Source organism: Streptosporangium sp. G12 (genome assembly GCF_052983175.1).
In genome coordinates, this window is the sequence record NZ_JBRIQO010000003.1 from 37,886 (window position 1) to 64,203 (window position 26,318).

Consider the following 26,318-nt stretch of genomic DNA (forward strand, 5'->3'; position numbering starts at 1 on the left):
CGGGCCCGGATTTGTCGGCGGGGTTGGCTAGGTTCGGTCCGTGATCGAACGGTGGAACCGGGATCAGGTGCTGGCGCTCGCGCCCGACGCCTCGTCCCAGAAAGCGGCCCGGGGAATCTCCTCCCCCGGCAAGTGGTCGGGGTCCGGAGCCACCGCCGACGCGGTGTGGGGCGAGTGCGCGGGCAGTGGCTCCAAGCCCTACCGGACGTGTGTCGACCTGTCCGAGCCCGCCTACCGATGCAGCTGCCCCAGCAGGAAGTTCCCGTGCAAGCACGCTCTCGGCCTGCTGCTCCTGTGGTCGGCCGACGGTGTCCCCGCCGCCGGGGAGCCCGCCGACTGGGTGGGCGAGTGGCTCGACGGGCGGCGCGGCCGCGCGGCCAGGGCCGCTGAGGCGGGGACGGCCCGCGCCGCCAAGGCCGCCGAGGCCGGTCCCGCGGACGGCCGCCGGGCCGCGCGGCGCGAGCAGCGGGTGACCGCGGGGCTGTCGGACCTGGAGCGCTGGCTCGCCGACCAGATCAGGCAGGGCATCGCCGGGTCACGGCGCCACGACCTGTGGGACGACCTGGTCAAACGCCTGGTCGACGCCCAGGCGCCCGCCGTCGCGGGCTCGCTGTCCCGCCTCGGCGCCGTGCTGGACGGCGACGACTGGCCCGCTCGCCTGCTCGGCGAGTACGCGCTGCTGCACCTGCTCTGCGTGGCCCACCGCCGTCTTTCCGTCCCGGACGGCGACGGGGCCGGTTCCCAGGGGGCGGATCGGGAAGCGGCCCCCGCCGAGCTTCTCGAAAGGGTGCGCGACCGGATCGGCTTCCCGGTGACGAAGGAGGAGGTGCTCGCCCGCGGTGCCGTCCGCGACCGGTGGGACGTGCTGGGACGGCGCGACGAGGAGCACGACCGGCTGATCGCGCGCCGGGTCTGGCTTCGCGGGCGCTCGACGGGCCGGGCGGCCCTGGTGCTCTCCTTCGCCCCGGTCGGGCAGGCGCTCGACGCCTCGCTCGTCACCGGCACGACCATCGACGCCGACCTGGCGTTCTATCCCGGTTCGGCCCCGCTGCGCGCGGTGGTCGCCGCCCGTCACGATTCCCCTCGCCGTGACGCCGTCCAGCACGGTGCCGCTCGTCACGACCCCGTTCCGGATGATCCCGCCGGGGACGAACACCTCGGCGATGACGCCGTCCGGGACGAACCCGTCGGTGACGACGCCGTCCGTCACCGTGTCGCCCCGGCCGGTCCGCCGCCCGGCTCGACCGTCGAGCAGGCCCTCGACGAGGTGGCCGAGGCCCTGGCCGGTGACCCCTGGCTCGACTCCTGGCCGCTCGTGCTGGCGGGGGTGACTCCCGCGGGGAGCGGTTCGCGGCTCCTGGCCGGGCCCTCCGGCGGGTTGCCGCTCCACCCGTCCGCGGGCACCCCGTGGCGGCTGGTCGCCACCTCCGGCGGTCACCCGCTGACCGTCGCCGTCGAATGGACCCCGAGGGGACTGCGTCCCCTCACGACCTGGGACGAGGAAGACCGGGTGATCGTCCTGTGAGCACCTCCGCCGAATGGGAGGACCTGGTGTCCGCCGCGCTCGTCGGGACCGACCGTCGCCCCCTGCCCGGTCAGGGGGCGAGCGAGGTCGAGCTGCTCGGGCGCGCGGCCGTGCACACGCTGCGGACGCGCGCCGGGCGGAGGCCGGTCGTCCCGGCCGAGCCGCCCGCCGTCGCGGCCCCCGAGGAGCAGCCCGCGGTCTCGCGCGCCGCGGGCGACAGGCTCGCCCGCATCCTCGGGGGTGAACAGCCGAGGCTGCTCACCGAGTGGCTGGAGACCGCGGCCGCGCGCGGATACCGCCTCTCGCCGCACCTGCTGCCCGAGCTTCTCGACCACGCGGCCAAGGACCGGTCGATCCGCCCGCACCTCGGGGTCCTGGCCGGAAACCGCGGACGCTGGCTGGCGGGACTGAACCCGGCGTGGGGCTTCCTGCTGGAGGAGGTCACCGGGATCGCCGGCACCGGCTCCGACGGGGTCTCCCAGGTCTGGGAGTTCGGCACCTCCGGTGACCGCCGCGTCCACCTGGGAGCGCTGCGGGCGGCCGACCCGGCGCGGGCGAGGGAGCTGCTCGCCGCCACCTGGGAGAAGGAGACGCCCGACGACCGGGCGGCTTTCCTGGAGGTCCTCGTCACCGGGCTCTCACCCGACGACGAGCCGTTCCTGGAGGCCGCCCTCGACGACCGCCGCCGCGAGGTCCGCCATCGGGCCGCCGACCTGCTCACCCGCCTCCCCGAGTCGCGCCTGGCCCTGCGCATGGCCGAGCGGGCCGCCCGGTACGTCACCGTCGTCGGCGACGAGATCCACGTCGACCCGCCGGTGGCCTGTGACAGCGCCCTGGAGCGCGACGGCGTCCGGGCCAAGGCGCCCCGGGGGACCGGCGAGCGGAGCTGGTGGCTGCAGCAGACCGTGGCCCGCACCCCGCTCGGTGTCTGGCCCTCACTGCTCGGACGGCCGCCCCGCGAGCTCGTCCGATTGAAGATCGTCGACTGGGGCCGCGAGGTCATGGCCGGATGGGTCAGGGCCTCCGTCCTCCAGGCCGACCCGGAGTGGGCGCTGGAGCTCTTCACCTGGGATCCGCTCGCCGACCTGCTGGCCGCGCTGCCCCGCGACAAGCAGGAGGTCGTCGCCGCCGACTTCGTCCGGTGGCACGGGCTGGACGGTCAGCTGATCATGGTTCTCGGCGGGGCCGCGGCCCCGTGGGGACCCACCCTGGCCAGGGCCGTCCTCCAGAAGATCATCGATGTCTCCGGCACCCAGCCGTGGAACCTCGGGGAGCTGGTCAAGCTCGCCGGCGAACGCATCGACCCCACCCTGCACGGCCTGGCCGGACGGCTCTCGCCGGAGCCGCCCATCCAGGAGGTCGCCGCCCTCCTGCGTTTCCGTGACGACATGTTGAAGGAGCTCACGTAGTGACAACGGTTCTGCGGGCCCATGCCGAAGACCAGTACGCCGAGGAGCTGGCGATCCTGGCCAAGGGCGACGATCGCCCCCGCCCGCCGGGGTGGAAACTGTCTCCCTGGGCGGTGACCGCCTACGTCCTCGGCGACGGGGACCAGATCAGCCCCAAGTACATCGGGCCGCGGCGCATCGTCGAGGTGGCCGTGGCGACGCTCGCCACCGACCGCGCGCTGCTGCTGCTCGGCGTGCCGGGCACCGCCAAGACCTGGCTGTCCGAGCACCTGGCCGCCGCGATCAGCGGTGACTCCACCCTCCTGGTGCAGGGAACGGCGGGCACCGCGGAGGAGGCCGTCCGCTACGGCTGGAACTACGCCAGGCTGCTGGCCGAGGGTCCGTCCATGGAGGCGCTCACGCCGAGCCCGGTGATGCGGGCGATGGCCGAGGGACGGCTCGCCCGCGTGGAGGAGCTGACCCGCATGCCCTCCGACGTCCAGGACGCGCTGATCACCGTGCTGTCGGAGAAGACGCTGCCGATCCCCGAGCTCAACCGGGAGGTCCAGGCCGCGCGCGGTTTCAACGTCATCGCCACCGCCAACGACCGGGATCGCGGCGTCAACGACCTGTCGAGTGCGCTGCGCCGCCGGTTCAACACCGTCGTGCTGCCGGTTCCCGCCACCGCGGAGGAGGAGGTGGACATCGTCTCCCGGCGGGTCGGCCAGCTCGGCCGCTCCCTGGAGCTGCCAGAGACCCTCACAGGTCTGGAGGAGATCCGCCGCGTCGTCACGGTCTTCAGGGAACTGCGCACCGGCGTCACCGAGGACGGCCGCACCAAGGTCAAGTCCCCCAGCGGAACGCTCAGCACCGCCGAGGCCATCTCCGTCCTCACCAACGGCATCGCCCTGGCCGCGCACTTCGGTGACGGGGTGCTCCGCCCCTCCGACGTGGCGGCCGGCATCGTCGGCGCCGTGATCCAGGACCCGGTCTCCGACCGCGTCGTCTGGCGCGAATACCTGGAGACCGTGGTGCGCGAGCGCCAGGACTGGCGCGACTTCTACCGGGCCTGCCGTGACGCGGGCTGAGGCGGCCCCCGGGACGGGCGCGTTCCCGATTCCCTCGTTCTCGCCCCTCTCGCTTTCGGCTCCCATGTCTCCGACCCCCATGTCTCCGAACCCCGTGTTTCCGGCCCTCGCGTCGCCGGTGCCGCCGATGACGGCGGTCCCCCGGCCGGCCGGGGGGCGCGGATGAGCGTCTCCGTGCTGGGCATCCGGCACCACGGCCCGGGGTCGGCGCGGTCCCTGCGCGACGAGCTCGAACGTCTCAAGCCGGACGTCGTGCTCATCGAGGGCCCGCCCGAGGCCGACGAGCTGGTCACGCTGGCCCATGACCCCGATCTCCAGCCGCCGGTCGCGTTGCTCGCCCACGTGCCGGGCGAGCCGTCCACGGCCGCGTTCTGGCCGTTCGCGGTGTTCTCCCCCGAGTGGCAGGCGATCCGCCACGCCGTCGCGGCGGGCGTCCCGGTCCGCTTCTGCGACCTGCCGGCCGTGCACAGCCTCGCCTCCCGCCCCGGCGCGAGCGGTCACGCGGAGCCGGGGGAGACCGGTGACGCCGGACCTGCGGAACCCCGGGAGGGGGAGACGCCGGAGGGCGCCGGCGCGCGGGGACCGGACGGGAGGGTCCCCGGCTCCCAGGGGGAGACGACCGGTGGTGAGAGGGACGGCGACACTCACGGTGAGCCGGACGACGTCGCCCCGGAGGCCGTGCGGATCGATCCGATCGGGGCTCTCGCCCGCGCCGCCGGGTACGACGACCCGGAGCGGTGGTGGGAGGACGCGGTCGAGCACCGTGGCGACACCCCGTTCCACATGATCGCTCAGGCCATGGAGGCCGTCCGCGAGGGGCACGTCGCCGACGAGTACGAGGCGCGGCGCGAGGCCTTCATGCGTCGCACGATCCGCAGGGCGGTCAGAGACGGGTTCGAGCGGATCGCCGTGGTCTGCGGGGCCTGGCACGTCCCCGCGCTGGCGGGCACGGCGCGTGAGGGCGCGCCGTGGGGGGCCGGGCTGCCCACCGTGAAGGCCGACGACGCGCTGCTCAGGGGGCTGCCCAAGGTCAGGGCCGAGATGACCTGGGTGCCGTGGACGTACGGGCGGCTGGCCGCCTGGAGCGGGTACGGCGCGGGAGTGACCTCCCCGGGCTGGTACCACCACCTGTTCGCCTCACCCGACCGGCCGGTCGAGCGGTGGCTGACCGGTGCGGCCGGGGTGCTCCGCGAGGAGGACCTGCCGGTCTCCTCCGCGCACGTCATCGAGGCGGTACGGCTCGCGGAGAGCCTGGCCGTGCTCAGGGGGCGGCCGCTGGCCGGGCTGGCGGAGGTCACCGAGGCGGTCAGGGCGGTGCTGTGCGAGGGCGACGACCTGCCGGTGGAGCTGATCCAGCGGCGCATGGTCGTGGGGGAGCGGCTCGGCCAGGTGCCCGACGCCACCCCGATGGTCCCTCTCCAGCGCCACCTGCGCGAGGAGCAGCGGCGGGTGAAACTCAAGCCCGAGGCGCTCGAGCGGGAGTACGACCTCGACCTGCGCAAACCCCTCGACCTGGAGCGCAGCAGGCTGCTGCACCGGTTGCGCCTGCTCGGCGTCGACTGGGGCACTCCCCGCGAGAGCAGGGGTAAGGGCACCTTCCGTGAGTCGTGGTCGCTCGCCTGGCGGCCCGAGTTCGACATCGACCTGATCGAGGCGGGCGCCTGGGGCACGACCGTCCCCGCGGCGGCCGCCGCCCGCGTCCGTGACCTCGCCGACGGGGGAGGGCCGTCCGGCCGGACCATTCGGGGCCGGGCGCCCGGCGGGACGTCCGGTCCGGGAGGAGGCGGTCCTGGAGGGAGCGGGCCGGGTGGGAGCGGGCCGGGTGGGAGCGGGGGGGCCGGCGGCATGTCCGGCGGCGTCACGCTGGCCGGGCTCACCGGCCTGGTGGAGCGCTGCCTGCTCGCCGACCTGCCGGAGGCGCTGCCGCACGTGCTCGACGCCCTGTCGGCGCGGGCCGCGCTCGACGGTGACGTCACGCACCTGATGGCCGCGCTCCCCGCCATGGTCCGCGCCCAGCGCTACGGCGACGTGCGCGGCACCCCCGCCACCGGCCTGGTCACCATCGTCGAGGCCATGCTCACCAGGATCTGCGTCGGCCTCGGCGGGGCCGTCACCGGTCTTGACGACGACGCCGCCCGCGACCTGATCCGCCACGTCGACGCCGTCCACGCCGCCGTCGCCCTGCTCGACACCGGACCCGTCCGCCCGGACGGTTCCCGTGCCCTCGGCGGTCCCGGGGAAATCGACGGTTCCGGGGAAAAGGACGGTTCCGGGGAAAGGGGCGTGTCCGAGGGAGCGGGCGCGGGTGGCTCGCGAGTCCAGGGAGGTTCGGCCGGTTCCGGGGAGGAGACGCCGCAGGGCCGGTGGCTGGTGGCGCTGCGCGGGGCCTCCGGCCGCGCCGACCTGCACGGGCTCATCGAGGGACGGCTCACCAGGATCCTGCTGGACGCCGCCGACCTCGACACGGCCGAGGTGGGACTGCGGATGTCGCGGGCGATGTCGGCGGGGCACCCGCCGGCGAGGGCGGCCGCCTGGATCGAGGGGTTCCTGTCCGGGGGCGGGCTGCTGCTCGTGCACGATCCCAGGCTGCTCGGGCTGGTCGACGAGTGGCTCACCGGGCTCGCCCCGGAGACCTTCGTCGATGTGCTGCCCCTGCTCCGCAGGACGTTCGGTGCCTTCGCCGCCCCGGAGCGGCGCTCGATCGGCTCGCGCGTCCGTTCCCTGGGGGCGGGCACCGGCGGCCTGGCGCCGGACGCGGAGGACTTCGACGAGGAGCGCGCGGCGGCGGCCGTGCGGACCGTGCTGACGATTCTGGGGCCGGCGACCGCGGAGCCGGCGATCGAGGGAAGGACGGGCAGTGCCGATGGATGAGAGGCTCCGCCGCTGGCGGATGGTCCTGGGCGGCGACGCGGACGGCACCGGGTGTTCGCTCACCGGGACCGACGCCCAGATGGACGGCGCGCTGGCCGCGCTGTACAACGGCGGCGGTGGTGGTGGTGCTTCGGCCGAGCGGAGCGGGGGCCTGGGCGCCTCCGCGCCCAGGGTGGCGCGCTGGCTGGGCGACATCCGCTCCTATTTCCCCTCGACCGTCGTCCAGGTCATGCAGAAGGACGCCGTCGACCGGCTGAACCTGACCCGGTTGCTGATGGAGCCGGAGATGCTGGACGCGGTCGAGCCGGACGTCCACATGGTCGGCACGCTCCTGTCGCTCAACCGGGTGATGCCCGAGAAGGCGCGCGAGTCGGCCAGGGCGCTGGTGCGCAAGGTCGTCTCCGAGCTGGAGCGGAAACTCGTGCAGAAGACGAAGGCCGCCGTGACCGGCGCCCTGGACCGCTCGGCCAGGACCCACCGGCCCAAGCGGGCCGCCGACATCGACTGGGACCGCACGATCCGGGCCAACCTGAAGAACTACCTGCCCGAGCGCAACACCGTGATCCCGTCGAGGCTGGTCGGATACGGCAGGCGGCAGCGGGCCGTCCAGCGCGAGGTCGTGCTCTGCATCGACCAGAGCGGGTCGATGGCCGCCTCCGTCGTCTACTCGAGCGTCTTCGGCGCGGTGCTCGCCTCGATGAGCTCGCTGAGGACCTCGCTGGTCGTCTTCGACACGGCGGTCGTCGACCTCACCGACCAGCTCCACGACCCGGTGGAGCTGCTGTTCGGCACCCAGCTCGGCGGCGGCACCGACATCAACCGGGCCATCGCCTACGGCCAGGGTCTCATCACCCGCCCCAGTGACTCGATCTTCATCCTGATCAGCGACCTCTACGAGGGCGGCGTACGGGAGGAGATGCTCCGCAGGGTCGCCCAGATGACCGCGGGCGGTGTCCAGGTGATCGTGTTGCTCGCGCTCTCCGACGAGGGCGCGCCCTTCTACGACCACGACAACGCCGCGGCGCTCGCGGCCATGGGGGTGCCCGCCTTCGCCTGTACTCCCGACGCCTTCCCCGACCTGATGGCCGCGGCGATCGAGCGCCGCGACATCGGCCAGTGGGCGGAACGCCGGCTGGAGCGCGCCGCCACCTGATCCCGTCCCGGCGAGGGCGGCAGGGCCACGGGGGCCTGCCCTCGCCGGGACGCCAGGGAGGGCCGGGTCACCTTCGGAGGCCGCGGTACTCGGGGCGCCGTGAACGGGCGGGCCCTCGGGAGCCCGCCCGTTCGCCGGTGGGTGTCAGTGCGCGACCTCCTGCTCGGCCCGCGCCCGCCGGGGGAGGAGGAAGGCGGTCACGAAGGTGACGGCGAGCAGGCCCACCTCGACCCAGATCGTCAGCAGCATCGCGTCCTCAAGGCTGCGGCCCTGCTTGACCAGGCCGAAGAAGAGCGTCCCGATCGCCGCCGTGCCCAGGGCGCCGCCGAGCTGCTGGACGGCGGTGAGGGTGCCGGAGGCGGAGCCGGACTCGTGGGGCTCCACCCCGGCCAGCACGATGTCGAAGAACGGCGCCATGATCAGGCTCATCCCCGCGCCGGTGAGCAGCAGGGCGGGTGCGAGCTGCCAGGGGGTGACGCCCATGCCCGCGATGTTCAGGGTGAGGGCGACCCCCGTGACGCCCCCGGCCATCGCGACCGCGCCGATGTGGATCAGCCTGCGACCCACCTTCCTCGCCAGTCCCGAGGCGTTGACGAGGCCGAAGCCGACCAGGGTGCCGATGGCGTTCGGCAGGCCCGCGAGCCCCGCCTTCAACGGGTCGTAGCCCAGGGCGATCTGGGTGTAGAGCCCGAACACCAGGGAGAAGCCGATCATCCCGGCGAAGAAGACGAGACCGGTGATCAGGCCGCCGGTGAAGGAGCGCTTGCGGAACAGGCTCATCACCACCAGCGGGTCGCCGCCCGCGCGCTCCTTGCGGGACTGGTGCAGGCAGAAGAGCGCGAAGACCGGGATCGAGGCGGCCATCAGGGCGAAGGTCCACGCGGGCCAGTCGAGGTCGCGACCCTGGACCAGGGGGAAGATCAGCAGGAAGGAGGCGGCCGAGATGAGCCCGGTGCCGGTCAGGTCCAGGCGCGAGGCGTGCGAGGGTTTCGACGCGGGCAGGTAGCGGAGCGCGCCGAGGAGGGCGATCAGGCCGACCGGCAGGTTGATCAGGAAGATCATGCGCCATCCGGTGCCGAAGAAGTCGCCGTCGACGAGCCAGCCCGCGAGGACGGGGCCCGCCACCGTGGACAGCGCCATGACCGGGCCGAACGCGCCGAACGCCGCGGCCAGCTCTTTGGGCGGGAAGACCTCCTTGATGATGCCGAGGCCCTGCGGCACCATCACCGCCCCGGCCAGGCCCTGCAGCACCCGCGCGCCGATCAGCATCTCGGGGGAGGTGGCCAGGCCGCACAGCAGCGAGAACAGGGTGAAGCCGAGGGCGCCGGCCACGAACATGCGCCTGCGCCCGTAGAGGTCGCCGAGGCGGCCCCCGGTGACGAGGCCGATGGCCATCGCCAGGGTGTATCCGGCGCTGAGCCACTGGATCATGCTCGACGAGCCGCCCAGCTCCTTCTGGATGGACGGCGCCGCGATGATCGTGATCATGGCGTCCATCAGGTCCATCACCTCCGCGGCGAGAACCACGAAGAGGGCGGGCCAGCGCCATCGGTACGGCTCCGCGCCGGTGGGTGAGGAGCCGGTCTCGACCGTGTGTGTCATGGGGGATCCGATCTGGGGAGTCGATGGCCGAAGAACAGTGTTCGTTGACTGCGAACACTGTTTTATAAACGAACGACGTTTGAGTCAAGTACGTCGTTCGCAGCAAACGAACGATGTTCGTAAAAAGTACGGTGTTCGCGACCGTGATCCGCCGCGGTATAGGATCGGCGCGTGACCGAGATCCCCGTCCCGCCGTGGCGCAAGACCCGCAAGGTGAGCGCTCCGCGAACCGTCCTGAGCAGGGATCTCATCGTCGCCACCGGGCTGCGTCTCATCGACGCCGAGGGGCTGGACGCGCTGAGCATGCGCCGTGTCGCCCAGGAGCTCGGCACCGGTCCCGCCTCGCTCTACGCCCACGTGGCGAACAAGGAGGAGCTGCTCGACCTGATGTACGACGAGGTCGTGGGCGAGATCCACGTGCCCGAGCCCGAGCCGGAGCGCTGGCTGGAGCAGCTCAGGGAGATGGTCCTCGACGCCTTCCGGGTCTTCAGCGCCCACGCCGACATCGCCAGGGTCGGCCTGGCGGGCATCCCGACCGGGCCCAACGCGCTGCGGGTGGCCGAGGGGCAGCTGGCCGTCATGCTCGCGGGCGGTGTGCCGCCCAGGGCCGCCGCCCTGATGATCGACCGCCTCGGTCTGTACGTCTGCTCGGACGCCTACGAGGGGTCGCTCTACGTCAACCGGCAGCGCGGCAGCGGCAAGGACCTGGCGAGCTTCCTGGGTGAATTCTTCGGTCAGATCGCCGCGTTCTACCGCAGCCTGCCCGTCGACCGGTTCCCCAACATCGTCGCCCAGGTCGACACCTTGATGGCCGCCAACGGCACCGAGCGGTTCGAGTTCGGGCTCGACCTGCTCCTGCGGGGCCTGGTCTCCCACGTCCAGGACGCCGGTCCTACGACCAAGGGCTGATCCGAAAGCCTGATGTGTGCCACCGCGCGCGGGCCGTACCGTCGACCCCATGACTACCGTGATGACCGACGAGCCTCCTGCCGGGATATTCGCCCGGAGTCACCGCGCCCTGACGGTGGGGATGGTGGCCCTCATCTCCCTGGCCGCCTTCGAGTACCTCGCGGTGGCCACCGCCATGCCGGTCGTGGCCGACGAGCTGGACGGTCACGCGCTGTACGGGCTGGCGTTCAGCGGGGCGCTCGCGGCCGGGGTGGTCGCGACGGTGCTGGGCGGGTGGTGGGGCGACCGCGGGGGGCCGGTCGCGCCGCTCTGGACCGGGGTGGCGGTCTTCGCCGCCGGGCTGGTCGTCGCCGGGGTGGCGCCGACGATGGACGTGTTCGTCGCGGGCCGGTTCGTCCAGGGCTTCGGCGCGGGCATCCTGCAGGTCTCGATGTACGTGCTGGTCTCACGCTCCTACCCGGCGGATCTTCATCCCCGGGTGTTCTCGATCTTCGCGACCGCCTGGGTGGTGCCCTCCATGGTGGGGCCCGCGATCACCGGCGTCGTGGTGGAGAACGCGGGCTGGCGCTGGGTCTTCATCGGAGTGACGGCGATCCTCCTCCCGGCGGCCCTGCTGCTCTGGCGCGGGCTGGCCTCCGCGCCGATGACGGAGCCGATGACGGAGCCGGTGACAAGGCCGGTGACGGAGCAGGGGCCGGTGCCGGGGGCGGTGTCGGAGACAGTGTCGGGGGCGATGCCGGAGCGGCCGTCCGGTGCCCGTTCCTCGATCGCGCACCGGCTGGGCTGGGCGCTGCTCGTCGCGGCCGGAGCCGCGCTCATGCAGTACGGCGCGTCGGCACTCACGCGCTCCGGCGGTGCGGTGCCCGGCACCGGGCTCGTCCTGCTCGCCGCCGGTCTGGCCATGCTGGTCGCGGCGCTGCCCCGGCTGCTCCCCCCGGGAACCCTGCGCGCGGCCCGCGGCCTGCCATCGGTGATCTCCCTGCGGGGGATCGCGGCGGGCGCGGCCATCGGCGGCGAGGCGTTCCTGCCGCTGATGCTCAACGAGGAACGCGGCCTGTCGCTGACCATGGCCGGGCTCACCCTGACCGGTGGCGCGCTGAGCTGGTCGTTCGGTTCCTGGGTGGTGGGCCGCAAGCGGTTCGACCGGGTCCTGGTGCTGCGCTCCGGCTCGGTGCTGATCGCCGTGGGCCTCGCGCTGATGGGCCTGACCGTCTTCGCCGCCGTCCCGGTCGCCACCGCCTTCCTCGGCGAGATCCTGCTCGGGCTCGGCATGGGCATCGTGTACCCGACGCTGTCGGTGCTCATCCTGGAGCTGTCGCCCCCGGGCGAGGAGGGGGAGAACAGCGCGTCGCTCGGCGTCGCCGAGTCGGTCTACACGGTCGTCGCGGTAGCGGTCACCGGAGCGCTCCTGGCGGCCCTGGGCGCCTCCGTCGCCGTCTACGTGCTGTGCTTCGGGCTGACGGCGCTGATGGCGGCCACCGGAGCCCTGGTCTCCGGACGCGTCCTTCCCCGGAGCTGAGCTCCCCCGTCCTGCGACCCCTCAAGCACTCCCGGCCCCCTGGTCCCGGTCTCTCCGAGCCGGAAAGGACGGAAGTACCGGACCGGATTCCCCCTCCGCGCCGGAGGCGTTCCCGGGCCATCGTGGCACCATGGGAAGAACGCCGTTCTTCGCGGTGTTGAGGGGGGAGTCCCGCCTCCGGGCGGGATTCGCGTTTCCAGAGCCCGGGTCCTCCGAGCCTGGGAAGTCGTCGGAGCCCGGAGTCGTCCGGGCTCGGAGAGGTCCAGGGGGGTCCATGCCGCGCGTCCGTGAGCTTGAGGTGTTCCGGCTGGTCCTGCCGTACGGCAGGCGGCCGGAGAGCATCCTCGTCCGGCTCACCGACTACGGCGGCATGACCGGGTGGGGAGAGGTCGTCGACGCCGATCCCAAGACCTGGGTCGCGTTGGAGGAGGGGCTCGCCCAGGCGCTGATCGGCGTCGACTGGGAGCATCCCGACGAGCTGGGAGCCGTCCCCGGGGGGTCCGCCGCCGACATGGCCTGCTGGGACCTGTGGACGAAGATGCGCGGGGTGCCGCTGGCCCACGCGCTCGGCGGCACCCGCACCTCCCTCATGGCCACCGTCAGGATCGGCGCCGACCGCAACCTGGAGAGCCTGGTCGCGAGGGTGAACCGGCACGTCTGCGCCGGGTACGCCCACGTCACCCTGGACGTCCACCCCGGCTGGGACATCGAGCCGCTGCGCGCCGTCCGCCGGGCGTACCCCGCGCTGGGCATCGGCGTGGACGCCCGCGGCGCCTACACCGACGTCGACGCCCTCGAGGCGCTGGACGCCTACACGCTCTCCGTCATCGAACGCCCCTTCACCGGTCTCGCGAGTCTCGGCGACCATGCCGACCTGCAGGAGCGCGTCGCCGCCCCGGTGCTGCTCGAGGTCGCCTCGGCCGCCGAGCTGGACGAGGCGATCACCGCGAGGGCGGGCCGGGCGCTGCTGCTCCGTCCCGCGGCCCTGGGCTCCCTGCGCGAGGTGCGACGGGTGCACGACCGCGCGGTACGCGCCGGATGGGAGATCGCCTGCGCCGGGGGCAAGGGCACCGGGCTGGCCCGCGCGGCCACCGTCGCCGCGGCCAGCCTGCCCGGCTGCGGCCTGCCCTGCGACGTGGCCGAGCCGCCGCGCAGCGCGCAGATCGTCGACCCGCCGGTCGGTGCCTCGGGCGGCGTGGTGGCGGTGCCGCTCACCCAGGCGGGCCTCGGTCACCGCATCGACGAGGACCGGGTCCGCCGCCTGTCCAAGGAGTCGTACTCGGTCTAGCCCGCGGCCCGCGCGGGGAGCCGGCCCGGCCGCCCGGTCGCACCCTGGCCTGTCCGCCGCCGGCCGGAGGCGAACGGGAGACGAACGGGGAGACGAACGGGGAGACGAACGGGAGACAGGGCCCCGCTCAGCCGCAGCCTTCGGTGATGCCCTTGGGAGAGGTCGGATCGGGTTTCGCCGTGGTGCTCGTCCCGGGGCGGGGGGTGCGGGTGGGTCCTCGCTCAGCCGCAGTCTTCGGCGTGGTGGTGGGGGCCGCGGTGGCGGTGAGGGGGCGCCGGGTGACGGCCGAGGCGCGCAGGGCCTTGGCGGTGACCGTGCGGATCCTGCTCCAGTCGGGGTAGCCGGTGTTGATCAGCGGTGGGACGAACTGGACGCTGGTCACCTTCGCGTTCTTGACCTTCAGCGCCAGCGGGACCAGGTGCTCCAGCATCGGGCGCGGGATGTCGGTGCGCAGCAGTTCCTTGGTGGCCAGCGCGACCTGGTTGAAGCGGGACAGCACGGTCGCCGGGTCCGACTGGGAGAGCAGGGCGCCCAGCACGCAGCGCTGGCGTCCCATCCGGGTGTAGTCGTCGCTGTTGGTGCGCGAGCGGGCGAACCACATCGCGTCGGCGCCGCGCAGCTTGCGGGTTCCGGCCTTGACCAGGCCCTCGTTGTACTTGCCGAAGACCACGTCCTGGGGAACGGTCAGCGTCACGCCCCCGATCGCGTCGATCAGCCGGGCGAAGCCCCACATGTTGACGAGGGCGTACCAGTCGATCTTCAGGCCCAGCGTGTAGCCGACCGTGTCGATGAGCGTCTTGGTGCCCTGGCCCTTACGGCCCCCGAAGATCTCGGGGTGGGAGTCGGCGTACTCCCAGACCGCGAAGAGCAGATCCTCGCGCGAGCCGTCGGGGTTGGCCGGGAGCCGGAACCCCTCGGGGAAGCGTTTCGCCATGGGGGAGCCGGGCACGAAGCGGACGTTCTCCAGGTTGCGCGGCAGGCTGAGCAGCACGGTGTTGCCGGTCTTGACGTCCACGCTGGCCACGTTGATGCTGTCGGTCCGCACGCCCACCCGATGGGTGTCGGCGTCGCCGCCGAGCAGCAGGATGTTCACCCGGCTGCGGCCCGCCCACGGGTCGTCCTCGCCGCCCCCGCCCCCGTCGCTCGCCGGGCGCGGCGTGGACGGGGCGTTGAAGACGTCGTCCAGTGCCGACTGCGAGACCGCCGTGTACTGCCCGACCAGGCCGAACGGCAGGAGTACGGCCACCGCGAGCGTTCCCGCCACGCCTCCGGCGATCGCCTGTCCCACACTGGGCAGCGTGCCGGGGTTCATCACGACGAACGAGTGCACGACCAGCGCGAACCAGGCGGCGCCGAGCGCCAGGGAGACGACCACGGTGACGTTGGTCAGCGCGGAGGAGGCGGCCAGCCGCCCGGCGATCCCGCCGAGGTCGGAGGTGAGCGCCACCCAGAGCAGGGCCAGCAGCAGCGCCGTGTACGCGCACAGGATCGCCAGCCCCGTCCTGCGCCATCCGGCGCGCAGGTGCGCGGCGCCCGGGACGATGGCGGCCAGTGCCGTCCAGCCGATGACCGCGCCGACTCCGGGCGGCTTTGATCTGTCCCGCAACTGCTCCCCGTTTCCTCGCGCTTGACCGCCGCAGGGAGATGGTAGGGGGGTGAAACCAGGTCGCGGGCGACAAGTCGGTGAACAACTCGGGAAGCTAATGCTCCTATATCGCGTCATTTCTACAGCAATAAGAATCGATCATGGTTTTCACTGGGATCGAATCACGGCGGCGCCGCGGTGATTCCCGGTCACCCGCACCGGCTCGCCCCCGGCGGAACCGTCACGGTCTCCCCGGAGGAACGCCCCCGTGACCCTCCCCGCCGGGTCCTCCGGTCCTCCTCGCGAGATCCCCCTGGAGAGCGGACAATCCGCACGAACTACCCTGGCCGTCATGCCCGACGTTCTCGGTCCCGACTACGAGCTCACGGTCCTGCCGATGGCCGATGACGACGAGGGGGCGGTGGTGGCCTCGCTGGTGCGGCGGCGTGCCGCCGAGCCCGCCCGCGGAGCCGTGCTCTACCTGCACGGCTTCACCGACTACTTCTTCCAGACCCACCTGGCCGACCATTTCGTCGCCAGGGGCTTCGACTTCTACGGGCTCGACCTGCGCAAGTACGGCCGCTCGCTGCTGCCGCACCAGACCCGCGGGTTCGTGCGCAGCCTCACCGAGTACTTCCCGGAGATCGACGAGGCGGTACGGATCATCCGCGAGCGCGACGGGCACGATCACGTCGTCCTCAACGCCCACTCCACCGGGGGCCTGATCGCCCCGCTCTGGGCCGACCGGGTCCGCGGCCGGGGACTGGTCCAGGCACTGGTGCTCAACAGCCCCTTCCTCGACCTCAACGTCCCCGCCCCCGTGCGGGTCGCCGCGGACCTGCTGCGGGTGCAGCTGTCCAGGCTGCCCACCCGCACCGTCCTGCCCATGGTGACCGCCACCGCGTACGGCACGAGCCTGCACCGCAGCCACCACGGCGAGTGGGACTTCGACCTGGAGTGGAAGCCCATCGGCGGGTTCCCGGTGCACGCGGCCTGGATCGGGGCGATCCGCCGGGCGCAGCGCAGGCTGCACGACGGTCTCCGGGTGGACGTGCCGGTGCTGGTGCTCTGCGCGGAGAAGGGCCTGCGGCTGCGCGCCTTCGCGCCGGAGGCGCAGGAGGCGGACGTCGTGCTCGACCCCCGGCGGATCGCCCGCTGGTCGACCAGCATCGGCTCGCACGTGACGTGCGTCCGCGTGCCAGGCGGCGTACACGACCTGGTGCTGTCAGCCGAGCCGGTCCGCAAGCGCGTCTTCGTCGAGATGGACCGCTGGCTCGACGGCTGTCCCTGACGGTCACGAGGACGTGACGCCGCCTCCGGCCGTCGTGGCCTGCGTCGTGGCCTGCCGGGGGACGCGGAGGCGAGGGACGCCGCGGCCCCACCGGGAAAGCCCTACCAGGGAAACGAGAACAGGCCGTAGTAGGCCGCGGCCACCAGCAGCAGGCCGGTGCTGCCCAGCACCCCGGCCACCGCGAAGCTCTGCGGGCGGGAGGGCTGCCAGCCCTCCCGCAGGCCCGACACGACGGCCGCCACGCCCGTGACCTCCTGCAGCAGCATCAGCAGCGCCAGGATCCTGATGACCAGCCACCCGGCGAGCACCGCGGGCCACGCCCCGGCCTGGTTGACCGAGAACAGCACGAGCAGCGTGATGAACGCCACCACCGAGACGAGCAGCCCGACCCCGGTCCACGCCATCCGGCGGAACCGCCGCCGTATCGGCGGCCAGATCAGGACGCCGGCCTCCGCGGCCGCCGCCCGGCCGCGCAGCCGCGCGGCCATCTCCGCCACCGGCCCGACCACGTAACCGACCACGGCCAGGCAGAGCGTCAGGCCGATCACCGTACCCCCGGCGTACCAGGGAGCGGCCGGGACGTCGCTCGCCTCCAGACGCTGGACCGGCGTGGCACCGGCGATGTGCACCGACGGCGTGGCCGTGCCCGGCAGGCCCAGCACCCAGTTGGCCAGCGTCCGAAGGTAGTCGGGGACGAGAGGGCCGCCGTGGAAGCGCATGCCGTGGTCGGCGCGGTCGAGGTAGCGGATCGTGTAGGCGTTGTTGCCGCCCTCGGCGAGCGCACCGGTCAGCGCCTTGCTGCTCTCCACGAACGGGATCGAGGGGTCGCGTGTGCCGTACAGGGCCAGGACCGGCTGCCGCAGCTCGCGCAGCGCGGGCAGGCCGTCGTAGCGCAGGAAGTCCGCGTCCACGGCGCCGATCGCGCGGATGAGCAGCTCGCGCACCCCGCTGGGCGCGTACAACCGCTGGAGCTGCTCGCCCAGCGCCCACGTCACCTGCCGCATGGGGGAGACGTTGGGGGCCGACACCAGCACGGTGAACCCGACGGCGCCGCTCTCGTTGGCGGCGAGGGGCACCACCCAGCTCCCCTCGCTCACCCCCCAGAGTCCCACCCTGGCCGGGTCGACGTCCTCGCGCGAACGCAGCTCCTTCAGGACGCGCAGGGCGTCGCGGGCGAGGAGGCCGAAGTCGCGCTTCATGAAGTCGTAGCCGACGGTCCGCTTGTCGTAGACGAGGGTGACGATCCCGGCCCTGGCCAGCCACTCGGCCTGGGTGGTGAACTCGCCCCTGACCCCGGGACCCGCCCCCTGCACGAAGACCAGCGCCGGGTGCCGTCCCGGGGCCATCGGCGCGCGGATGGTCGCTCCCAGCAACGTGCCGTCCTCGGCCGTGACGGTGACGTCCCGCGTGGTGATCTGCCTGTTCGCGGTGACCGGCCGGAGCTCGGACGGCGGTTGGGGCGGAAGGGCCTGGAAGACCGGATCGACGTGCAGGGGGGTCGGGTCGAACGGCGGCGGCAGGGTGTAGCCCACCGTCGCGAGAACCACCAGGATCAGGCCGGATGCGACGCTCAGGACACCGCGGCCCACCTGGACACCCACGCGATCCCCGATGGTCACTCGCCTCCGCGATCGTCGTTGTTCCGGTATCGTTCCATCCGATCTTCAAGCGTACTCACCACCGGAAGCCCCCACCAGAGGGGGGATTCGCGTGACGCGAGTGGCCACATTTGTCGCTGAGTCCTGTTAGCTTCGTGCGACATGCGGGTGTTGCACACATCGGACTGGCACCTGGGCCGCTCGTTCCACCGGGAGAGTCTCCTGGCCGCCCAGGGCGTCTTCGTCGACCACCTGATCGAGACGGTCAGGTCGGAGCGGATCGACGTGGTCGTGGTCTCCGGTGACGTCTACGACCGGGCGCTGCCCTCGGTCGACGCGGTCGACCTGTGCAACCAGGCGCTGCGCAGGCTCGTCGACGCCCGGGTGCGCACCGTGCTGATCAGCGGAAACCACGACTCGGCCCGCCGCCTCGGCTTCGGCGCCGACCTCATCGACGCGGCGGGTGTCCACCTGCGCACCGACCCGGAGCGGGTCGGCGAGCCGGTCGTCGTCGGCGACGTCGCCTTCTACGGCATCCCCTACCTGGAGCCCGAGCTGGTACGCGTCCCCTGGGAGCTGCCCGAGCGCACCCACACCGCCGCGATCGAGCACGCCATGTCCCTGGTCCGCGCCGACCTCGGGCGGCGAGGGCCCCGGTCGGTGGTCCTCGCCCACGCGTTCGTGACCGGGGGGCAGGGCAGCGACAGCGAGCGCGACATCAGCGTGGGAGGCGTCGCGCACGTCCCGGTGCGCGCCTTCGACGGCGTCGACTACGTGGCGCTCGGCCACCTGCACGGCCGCCAGCGGATGAGCGAGACCGCCCGCTACTCCGGCTCCCCGATCGCCTACTCCTTCTCCGAGAGCGGCCAGACGAAGGGCTCCTGGGTGGTCGACATCGACCCCGGCGGCTACGAGGGCGCCGAGTTCGTCGAGGCCCCGGTGCCCCGGCCGGTCAGCCGCCTCACCGGCCGCATCGACGACCTGCTGGCCGCGCCCGAGCACGCCCGTCACGAGGACCACTGGCTCCAGGTGACGCTCGTCGACCGGATCCGGCCCAAGGGCGCGATGGAGCGGCTCCGGTCCCGCTTCCCGCACACGCTCGCCCTGTCCTTCGAACCCGAGGGCGGGGTCCACGAGACCGTGACCCGCGCCAGGGCGGCCGGGCGCCCCGAGATCGACGTCGCCCTCGACTTCGTCCGCGAGGTGCGCGGCGAGGCCGCCGACCCCGCCGAGACCCGGCTGCTGCGGGAGGCCGTGGAGTTCTCCCGCATGAAGGAGGCGAAGGCGTAGATGCGCCCGCACCGTCTGTGGATCACCGCTTTCGGCTCCTTCCCCGGTGAGGAGCAGGTCGACTTCGACGCCCTCGCCGAGGCGGGGCTGTTCCTGATCCACGGCCCCACCGGCGCGGGTAAGACCACCGTGCTCGACGCGCTCTGCTACGCCCTGTACGGCAGGGTGCCCGGCAGGCGCGACAGTGCCAAGAGCCTGCGCTGCGACCACGCGCCCCCGGGCCGGGGGCCCAGCGTGGCACTGGAGGTCACGGTCAGGGGCCGCAGGCTGAAGATCACCCGGTCGCCGGCCTGGCAGCGCCCCAAGCTCAGGGGCACCGGCACGACCAGGGAGAACGAGAAGGCCCTGCTCCAGGAGCTCGCGCCCTCCGGGGAGTGGGTGGGGCTGACGACCAGGGTCGACGAGGCAGGGGAGTTCGTCGGCACCCTGCTCGGCATGAACGCCGAGCAGTTCCTCCAGGTCGCGATGCTGCCCCAGGGGGACTTCGCCAAGTTCCTGCGCGCCGACGGCGAGGATCGCCGCAGGGTGCTGGAGCGCCTGTTCTCGGTGAAGATCTACGCCACCGCCGAGTCCTGGCTCGCCGAGCAGCGCACCGAGGCGTACCGCGAGCAGCAGACCCTCCGCAAGGAGGTCGACTTCGCCGTCAAGCGCCTGGAGGAGGCCGCGGGCCCCGCCCTCCTGACCGCGCTGGCCGATCTCCCCGAGCCGCGGGTCTCCACGGAGTTCACGGAACCGGGGGAGTCCGTGAAGCTCGTGGAGCCCGCACAGCCCGCACAGCCCGCGCGGTCCGTGGAGGACGACCCGCTGGGGTGGGCCCAGGCGCTTGAGAACCTCGCGCGCCTGGAGGCCGCGCGGCTGGACGGGCAGGGAGCCGAGGGCGAGGCCGCCGTACGGCGGGCGCGCGAGAGCCTGGAACGCGGTGCCGCGCTGGCCGACCGGCGACGGCGTCACGCCGAGGCGCTGACCAGGAGCCGGGCCCTGGAGGAGACGGCCGAGGAGCGGGCCGACCTGGAGGCCATCCTGGAGGAGGCGGCGGCCGCCGACCGGGTGCTGCCGCTGATCCAGGGGGCCGAGCAGCGCGCCGAGGCCGCGTCCAAGGCCCACCACCTGGCCGCCGACGCCGTCGCCCGCGCCCTCCCCCTCCTCGGCGCCCCCCTCGACCGGTGGGACGCCGTCCGCGACCGTACCGGCACCGCCCGCGACGGCGCCGGTACGGCAGGCGCGGCCCACGGCGACGACGCCCGCGACCACGTGGACGCCGGCGCCCATGAGGATGTCCGTGACCCCACGGACGCCGGTGCTGACCGCCGCCACGCCGTACTCGGTCACCTGGCCGCGCTGGAGCGCGACCGCCGGAGTGAGATCACCCGCCTGGGCGAGCTGCGCGCGGAGGAGTCGCGCCTGACGGGAATCGTCCGGGAGCGGGAGAGGACCGCTCGCGAGATCGTCGAGCTGGCCGCCGTTCAGGCAGAGGCCGACGCCCGCCTGGAGGCCCTCCCCGGTCTCCGCCGGGAGCTGGACGAACGGCTCACCGCCGCCCGCCTGGACGCGGCCCGCCTCCCCGCCGCCGAGTCGGCGGTGGAGGGCGCCGTCACCCGCCTCCGGGCGGCCGAGCACCGCGACCGCCTCGCCGCCGACCTGTCCGCCGCCCGCGCCGACCTCGCCGCCAGGCTGGCCGCCTTCCCTCCGGAGGTGCGCGAGACCCTCGACCCCGACGAGGTGCGCGAGACCCTCGACCCCGGGGAGATCCGGGAGGTCCTCACCGCCCAGGAGAGGGAGCGCGGGCGGGAGCTGGCCGGGCTGGAGGGGCTGCGGGTCGAGGAGGCCCGGCTGGCCGAGCTCGACGGGCTGATCGCCGCGCTCGACGCCGAGCTCCCGGAGGTGGTCCGGCAGGAGGCCGAGGTCCGCGAGACCCTGGAGGGGCTGCCCGCCGCGTCGGCGGAGGCGTCCGCCCGGCTCGGTGAGGCCAGGGCCGCCGCGGCGGGGATCCCGGCGGCGCGGGCGAGCGCCGACACCGCCGCCGCGGTGCTCGCCGCGGCACGGCGCCGCGAGATACTCCGCGTCGAGCTGGAGTCCGCGCGCGCCGCGCAGACCGAGGCCACCGACCTCGCCCAGACGCTCCGCGACCGGCACCTGGACATCCGGCAGTCCAGGATCGACGGCATGGCCGCGGAACTCGCCGCCAAGCTCACCCCCGGCCACCCCTGCGCGGTCTGCGGCTCACCCGACCACCCCGCCCCCGCCGCCCCGGCCGACCAGGCGCCCACCGCCGACGACGAGCGCGCCGCCCAGGGCGCCTACGAGGCGGCCATGGAACGGCGCCAGGCCGCGGGAAACACCGTCACGACGCTGGTCTCCCGCCTCGACGAGGCACTCGCCGTCGCGGGAGAGGCGACCGGCGAGGAGGCGGGGGAGATCCTCGCCGAGGCGAGCCGGAAACTGGAGGCGCTGACCTCCGCCGCGAGCGCCGAGGAGGCCCTCGCCGCCGAGGTGGAGCGGATCGCCGCCGAGCTGGACGGCGCGAGGACCCGGGCGGCGGAGATCGCCCGGCGGCTCGCCGAGGGCCACGCCCGCCGTACGGGCTGGCAGGCCGAGCGCGAGCGCCTCACCGCCCGCCTGGACGGCGCCCGGGGCACCGACCCCTCGGTGCGGGCCCGCCGTGACCGCCTGGCACGGGAGGCAGCGCTCCTGTCCGCCGCGCTCACCGCCGCGACCCGCGCCATCGAGGCCGCCGCGGCCCACCGCGAGGCGCGCGACCGGACCGACCTGGCCGTACGGGACGCCGCGGGCGAGCTCACCGAGGCGGAGCGGGCGCTGGCCGCGCTCCACGAGTCGGCGGGGGCCGAGCCGGTGCTGGCGGCCGAGGCCGGGCGGATCGCCGCCGAGTCCGAGCGGCTCGGGGAGCGCTCGCGCGAGCTCGCCGTCGGGCTGGCCTCCCGCCGTACGAACGTCGAAAGGCTCGGCGCCGACGCCGAGCGGCTGGCCGCGCGCCTCGACGAGGCGCGCGGCCAGGACCCGACACTGGCCGCCAGGCTGGACCGGCTGGCCGACGAGGCGGAGCTGCTGCGGGAGGCCGTCGAGGCGGTCAGGGACGAGCGGGTCACCGCCGCCGAGCTCGTGACGGCCCGCGACCGGGCGCTGGGCGCCGCCGTCGAGGCGGGCTTCCTCGGGCTCGACGACGCCCGCGCCGCCGTCCGCTCCCCCGCCGAACGGGAGGAGAAGGCCGCCCGGCTCCGCGAGCTCGCCCAGGAGGGCGCCGCGGTCGCCGCGATGCTCGCCGATCCCGAGCTGGTCGCCGCCGCGGCCGAGCCGGAACCCGACCTCGCGGGACTGCGCGAGGCGCGGGACGCGGCCGACGCCGCCCACGCCCGCCTGCTGTCCGAGCGGGACAGGGGCGAGGCCCGCCTGGCCCGGCTGGCCGCGCTCCGCACCGAGCTGGCCGCCTGCCTGCGACGCTGGGAGCCCGCCGACGAGCGGCACCGGCTGACCGAACGGCTCGCCACCCTGACCGGCGGCAACTCCACCGACAACCGGTGGAAGATGCGGTTGTCGTCCTACGTGCTCGGCGAGCGCCTCAGCCAGGTGGTCGAGTCGGCCAACGAGCGGCTCGACCACATGTCGGGCGGGCGCTATCTCCTTGAGCACAACCGCGACCGCTCCGCCGGAGACCGGAGCAGGTCCGGCGGCGGGCTCGGCCTGCACATCCTGGACAGCTGGACCGGCGTGGGCCGTGACCCGGCGACCCTCTCCGGCGGCGAGAGCTTCATCACCTCGCTCGCCCTCGCCCTCGGCCTGGCCGACGTGGTCACCGCCGAGGCCGGGGGAGCGGATCTCGGCACGCTCTTCGTCGACGAGGGCTTCGGCACCCTGGACGAGGACACCCTCGACGGTGTGCTCGACATCCTCGACGGCCTGCGCGACGGCGGCCGGGCGGTCGGCATCGTCAGCCACGTCGCCGAGCTGCGCACCCGGGTGCCCGCGCAGTTGCACATCCGCAAGGAGCGCCGGGGTTCGACCGTCCGCCAGTGACCCGTCCGCCGGTGCCCCGGATCACCCGCTCGGTCGCCTGAGCCACGACCACGTCGCCAGGTCCGGCCGGGCCGGCCCGGAACACCGAACGCGCTCAGCGCACGCGGGCCCGGCGAGCCGCCCGACCGACGCCTCGCCGATATGAACCCGGCGGTCAGGGGGTGCGGCGCAGAGGCGGGCGGCGGGCCCAGGTGGCCCAGCGCCAGAGCCATTCCAGCGGGCCCTGGCGGTAGCGGCGCAGCCAGAGCGTGGACACCAGCCACTGGGGGACGAGAACGGCCCCGGCGACCAGGAGCACCGTCGCCGACGACCAGCCGTCCGGCGAGTCGCCGATGAGGCGGGCGGCCACCAGGACGAGGATCGTGGCGGACAGGTAGTTGGTCAGCGCCATCCGGCCCAGCGGCGTGAAAATCATTTGCAGCGCCGGACGGAGCGGCGTTCTGAGCAGGAGCAACAGGACGCACACGTAGACGCCCGCCATCAGCGACCCGGCGAGGCCGAACCAGGTGTTGAAGTACGCGTCGCCGGCCGGCGTTTCGATCTGCAGCCACACGGCGGGCACCGCCCCCGCGGCGAAGAGCAGGGCCAGCGCGGCCGGAACGCGGACCGAGCGCTCCATCCGGTCGATCACCCCGTACCGGGTGAGTGCCGACCCCAGCAGGAACAGTCCGGGCACCAGCGGCACACCGTTGCTGTCGAGGATCAGCGGCGTCGCGATGAGGACGGCGGCGAGCCCCGCGACGGCCCGGCGCGGCAGCCAGGTCGAGGGCAGCAGCACCAGCAGGCCGACGACGGCGTAGATGGTGAGGATGTCGCCTCGCCACAGCAGGAACATGTGGGCCAGGCCCACGGCGAGCAGGGCCAGGAGCCGGCGCGCCAGAAGCACCCGCGGGCGCGGGGCGTGGCGTCCCGCGGAGTCCAGCAGCAGCGAGAAACCGACGCCGAACAGCAGGGAGAAGATCGGGAAGAAGCGCTGGTCGACGAAGAGCCCCAATCCCAGCCAGGCGTCGTCCTGACCCGGGGCCACCACCACGGACCGCGTGACCTCGGTGGCGTGGATCATGTGGGCGATCGGCTTGACGTTGGCCAGCAGGATCCCGCACAGGGCGAACCCGCGCAGCACGTCGAGCGCGGCGACACGCGGCCGGCCGGAGAAGGTCGTCGTGGGGTGTCCCGGCCCTGTGGACTCCGGCGCCGGGGGGAGCGTCTCATGTGGCATGGGACCTCATCCTGTGGACTCCGGCCCGTTCCCACATCGGCGGAAAGCAGGGAGGGAACAGTACTTTCGGCCGGTACGGGCCAGTGGGACGCCTCCCCTAGCCTGGAGGCCGTGGGTGTTCCCGATCGGTTCAAGGTGGCGGCCGGCGCCGGGCTCGGCGCCGTGTTCGCGGTGACCGTGGCCTTCCAGGCGTACCAGGTCGCCGGCAGCTGGGGCGCCGGGTACTGGCCGTTCGGCGCGGCGGTCGCCGCCTGGGTGTGCGCGCTCGCCCTGGTGCGCCACCGCGATCCGCTGTGGACCGCCGTCGCCGGCCTGGCCGTGGCCGCGCTCGCCGTCCTCGTCACCCGCCTCGTCCACCTTCCCGCCGAACCCAGCCCCGCCGCGTCCCTGGGGGCGGCGGTGCTCGTCGGCTCCGCGGTCAGGACGCTGCCCGCCCGCACGGCCTGCGCCGTGGCCGCCGCGGGACTGGCCGTGGTGGCGGGCGGCCTTCTCGTCAATCCCGGCTCGGCCGTGCCGGTGGTGAGCGGCCTGCTCTGGCTCACCGCCCTGACGGCAGGGGGCGGCCTCCGGCTGCTCGCGGCCCGCCGCCGTACCGTCGCCGAGCGGGTACGACGTGCCGAGCGCCTTGAGCTGGCCAGGGAGCTGCACGACGTCGTCGCCCACCACATCACCAGCATCGTGCTCCAGGCCCAGGCCGCCCAGCTCGTCACCGCCAAGCACCCGGAGAGGACGGCCGGATCCCTCGCCGGCATCGAGACCGCGGGCTCGGAGGCCCTGGCCGCCACTCGCCGCGTGGTCGGCCTCCTGCGTGACGCCGCTCCCGCCGCCGAAGGCCACGAACGGCTCGGCGAGCTGATCGAGGGCTTCGAGAGCCACGGCCGCCGGGCGCACCTGCGGCTGGACGCCGAGCCGTCCGGCTGGCCGCCCCAGGTGAGCAGCACCGTGTACCGGATCGTGCGGGAGGCGCTGACCAACGTCTCCCGGCACGCCCCGCACGCCCGCGAGGTCACCATCGGCATCACCCAGCACGAGAGGGCCGTCACGGTCGAGGTCGAGGACGACGCCCCGCGACTGCCCGCCCGCCGCTACCGCCGCGCCGGATACGGCCTCATCGGGATGCGCGAACGCCTCGAAGCCCTCGGAGGCACCCTGACCGCCGGCCCTCGCCCCGGCTCGGGCTGGTCCGTCCGCGCCACCATCCCCACCGGAGAACACCGATGAGACCGCCTGCACCCGTCACGGAGCGCCGATGCCGGATGGCGCGGCCCCTGCCCGTCGGGGAGTGCCGATGACCATCCGGGTGCTTCTGGCCGACGACCAGGAGATGGTCCGGGCCAGCCTGCGGATCATTCTCGAGGACCAGCCCGACATCACCGTGGTCGCCGAGGCGGGCGACGGCGTCGAAGCGATCGAGCAGGCCCGCAGGACGCTTCCTGACGTGTGCCTGGTGGACATCCAGATGCCCCGCCTCGACGGGATCGAGGTCGCCCGCGCGCTGGCCGGGGCCCCGCCCAGGGTGGTCATGGTCACCACGTTCGACCTGGACGAGTACGTCTACGGCGCGCTGCGCTGCGGCGCGGCCGGATTCGTGCTGAAGGACGCGGGTCCCCGCCTGCTGGTCGAGGCCGTGCGGGCCGCGTACACGGGAGACGCGCTCATCTCACCGTCCATCACGCTGCGGCTGCTGCGCCAGCTCACCGACCGCGGCACCCGGACCGGGGCCCGCGTGCCGGCACAGCCATTGACCGCGCGGGAGACCGAGATCGTCCAGGCGATCGGCAGGGGACGCACCAACCAGGAGATAGCCGACGAGCTGTTCATCTCGCTGAGCACGGTCAAGGGGTATGTGTCGGGCATCACGGCCAAGCTCGGTGTACGCAACCGGGTCGAGATCGTGGCGTGGGCCTGGGAGAGCCGAGGCCGGGGCGGGCCGCCCCCCGGAGGACGATCCGGTAACCGGTAG

At 73.7% G+C, this 26,318-nt stretch carries 17 protein-coding genes; 13 read left to right on the forward strand and 4 right to left on the reverse strand.

Translation table 11 applies throughout. The features are described 5' to 3' along the window. The first annotated feature begins 40 nt into the window (after window positions 1–40). The 5 genes from ACVCAG_RS05315 to ACVCAG_RS05335 all read left to right on the forward strand — a co-directional run bounded on the left by ACVCAG_RS05315 (window position 41) and on the right by ACVCAG_RS05335 (window position 8,025). Window positions 41–1,525: an SWIM zinc finger family protein gene (locus tag ACVCAG_RS05315; protein WP_447189544.1), complete on the forward strand. Its 1,485-nt coding sequence runs from the start codon at window positions 41–43 to the stop codon at window positions 1,523–1,525. Beyond that, window positions 1,522–2,934, forward strand: a complete 1,413-nt coding sequence (locus ACVCAG_RS05320; protein ID WP_440082223.1) for a DUF5691 domain-containing protein — start codon at window positions 1,522–1,524, stop codon at window positions 2,932–2,934. Before ACVCAG_RS05315 ends, ACVCAG_RS05320 begins: the two co-directional genes overlap by 4 nt. Then, entirely contained in the window at window positions 2,934–4,001 is a 1,068-nt protein-coding gene (locus ACVCAG_RS05325; RefSeq protein WP_440082224.1) for an AAA family ATPase, read from the forward strand. The genes ACVCAG_RS05320 and ACVCAG_RS05325 overlap by 1 nt, the downstream gene beginning before the upstream one ends. A 162-nt stretch (window positions 4,002–4,163) precedes the next feature. Then, window positions 4,164–6,872, forward strand: coding sequence for a DUF5682 family protein (locus tag ACVCAG_RS05330; RefSeq protein ID WP_447189545.1), 2,709 nt, complete (start codon window positions 4,164–4,166; stop codon window positions 6,870–6,872). After that, window positions 6,865–8,025 carry a VWA domain-containing protein gene (locus ACVCAG_RS05335; protein WP_447189546.1) on the forward strand — a complete coding sequence of 387 codons (1,161 nt, stop codon included), beginning with the start codon at window positions 6,865–6,867 and terminating at the stop codon, window positions 8,023–8,025. The genes ACVCAG_RS05330 and ACVCAG_RS05335 overlap by 8 nt, the downstream gene beginning before the upstream one ends. 144 nt (window positions 8,026–8,169) lie before the next feature. Here ACVCAG_RS05335 and ACVCAG_RS05340 read toward each other — a convergent pair whose 3' ends face one another. Continuing rightward, window positions 8,170–9,627, reverse strand: coding sequence for an MFS transporter (locus ACVCAG_RS05340; protein ID WP_447189547.1), 1,458 nt, complete (start codon window positions 9,625–9,627; stop codon window positions 8,170–8,172). Between the two features lie 171 nt (window positions 9,628–9,798). Between ACVCAG_RS05340 and ACVCAG_RS05345 the strand changes: the two genes are divergently transcribed. The 3 genes from ACVCAG_RS05345 (at window position 9,799) to ACVCAG_RS05355 (ending at window position 13,343) form a co-directional block, all read left to right on the forward strand. Next, window positions 9,799–10,536 carry a TetR/AcrR family transcriptional regulator C-terminal domain-containing protein gene (locus ACVCAG_RS05345; protein WP_440082228.1) on the forward strand — a complete coding sequence of 246 codons (738 nt, stop codon included), beginning with the start codon at window positions 9,799–9,801 and terminating at the stop codon, window positions 10,534–10,536. Window positions 10,537–10,585: 49 nt separating this feature from the next. Beyond that, window positions 10,586–12,055 carry an MFS transporter gene (locus tag ACVCAG_RS05350; protein ID WP_440082229.1) on the forward strand — a complete coding sequence of 490 codons (1,470 nt, stop codon included), beginning with the start codon at window positions 10,586–10,588 and terminating at the stop codon, window positions 12,053–12,055. A 274-nt stretch (window positions 12,056–12,329) separates the two neighbouring features. Beyond that, complete coding sequence (locus ACVCAG_RS05355; protein ID WP_362846451.1) at window positions 12,330–13,343, forward strand: enolase C-terminal domain-like protein; 1,014 nt, start codon at window positions 12,330–12,332, stop codon at window positions 13,341–13,343. A gap of 127 nt (window positions 13,344–13,470) precedes the next feature. On the opposite strand, the gene ACVCAG_RS05360 is transcribed toward ACVCAG_RS05355, so the two are convergent. Beyond that, window positions 13,471–14,949: an LCP family glycopolymer transferase gene (locus ACVCAG_RS05360; protein ID WP_440082230.1), complete on the reverse strand. Its 1,479-nt coding sequence runs from the start codon at window positions 14,947–14,949 to the stop codon at window positions 13,471–13,473. 331 nt (window positions 14,950–15,280) lie between these two features. Here ACVCAG_RS05360 and ACVCAG_RS05365 point away from each other — a divergent pair, with 331 nt between their 5' ends. Further along, entirely contained in the window at window positions 15,281–16,219 is a 939-nt protein-coding gene (locus tag ACVCAG_RS05365; protein ID WP_440082231.1) for an alpha/beta fold hydrolase, read from the forward strand. A 101-nt stretch (window positions 16,220–16,320) separates the two neighbouring features. Here ACVCAG_RS05365 and ACVCAG_RS05370 read toward each other — a convergent pair whose 3' ends face one another. Continuing rightward, window positions 16,321–17,838 (reverse strand): prolyl oligopeptidase family serine peptidase, encoded by a 1,518-nt coding sequence (locus ACVCAG_RS05370; RefSeq protein ID WP_440082232.1) that lies wholly within the window; start codon window positions 17,836–17,838, stop codon window positions 16,321–16,323. A 141-nt stretch (window positions 17,839–17,979) separates the two neighbouring features. Between ACVCAG_RS05370 and ACVCAG_RS05375 the strand changes: the two genes are divergently transcribed. Further along, entirely contained in the window at window positions 17,980–19,107 is a 1,128-nt protein-coding gene (locus tag ACVCAG_RS05375; protein ID WP_440082233.1) for an exonuclease SbcCD subunit D C-terminal domain-containing protein, read from the forward strand. After that, a complete protein-coding gene (locus tag ACVCAG_RS05380; RefSeq protein ID WP_447189548.1) occupies window positions 19,108–23,136 on the forward strand; it encodes an AAA family ATPase in 4,029 nt (1,342 codons plus the stop codon). Between the two features lie 154 nt (window positions 23,137–23,290). Here the strand turns inward: ACVCAG_RS05380 and ACVCAG_RS05385 are convergent, their stop codons facing one another. Then, window positions 23,291–24,355, reverse strand: a complete 1,065-nt coding sequence (locus tag ACVCAG_RS05385) for a DUF418 domain-containing protein (protein ID WP_440082235.1) — start codon at window positions 24,353–24,355, stop codon at window positions 23,291–23,293. A 111-nt stretch (window positions 24,356–24,466) separates the two neighbouring features. Here ACVCAG_RS05385 and ACVCAG_RS05390 point away from each other — a divergent pair, with 111 nt between their 5' ends. Continuing rightward, a complete protein-coding gene (locus ACVCAG_RS05390; RefSeq protein WP_440082236.1) occupies window positions 24,467–25,576 on the forward strand; it encodes a histidine kinase in 1,110 nt (369 codons plus the stop codon). A 67-nt stretch (window positions 25,577–25,643) separates the two neighbouring features. After that, window positions 25,644–26,318 (forward strand): response regulator, encoded by a 675-nt coding sequence (locus tag ACVCAG_RS05395; protein WP_440082237.1) that lies wholly within the window; start codon window positions 25,644–25,646, stop codon window positions 26,316–26,318.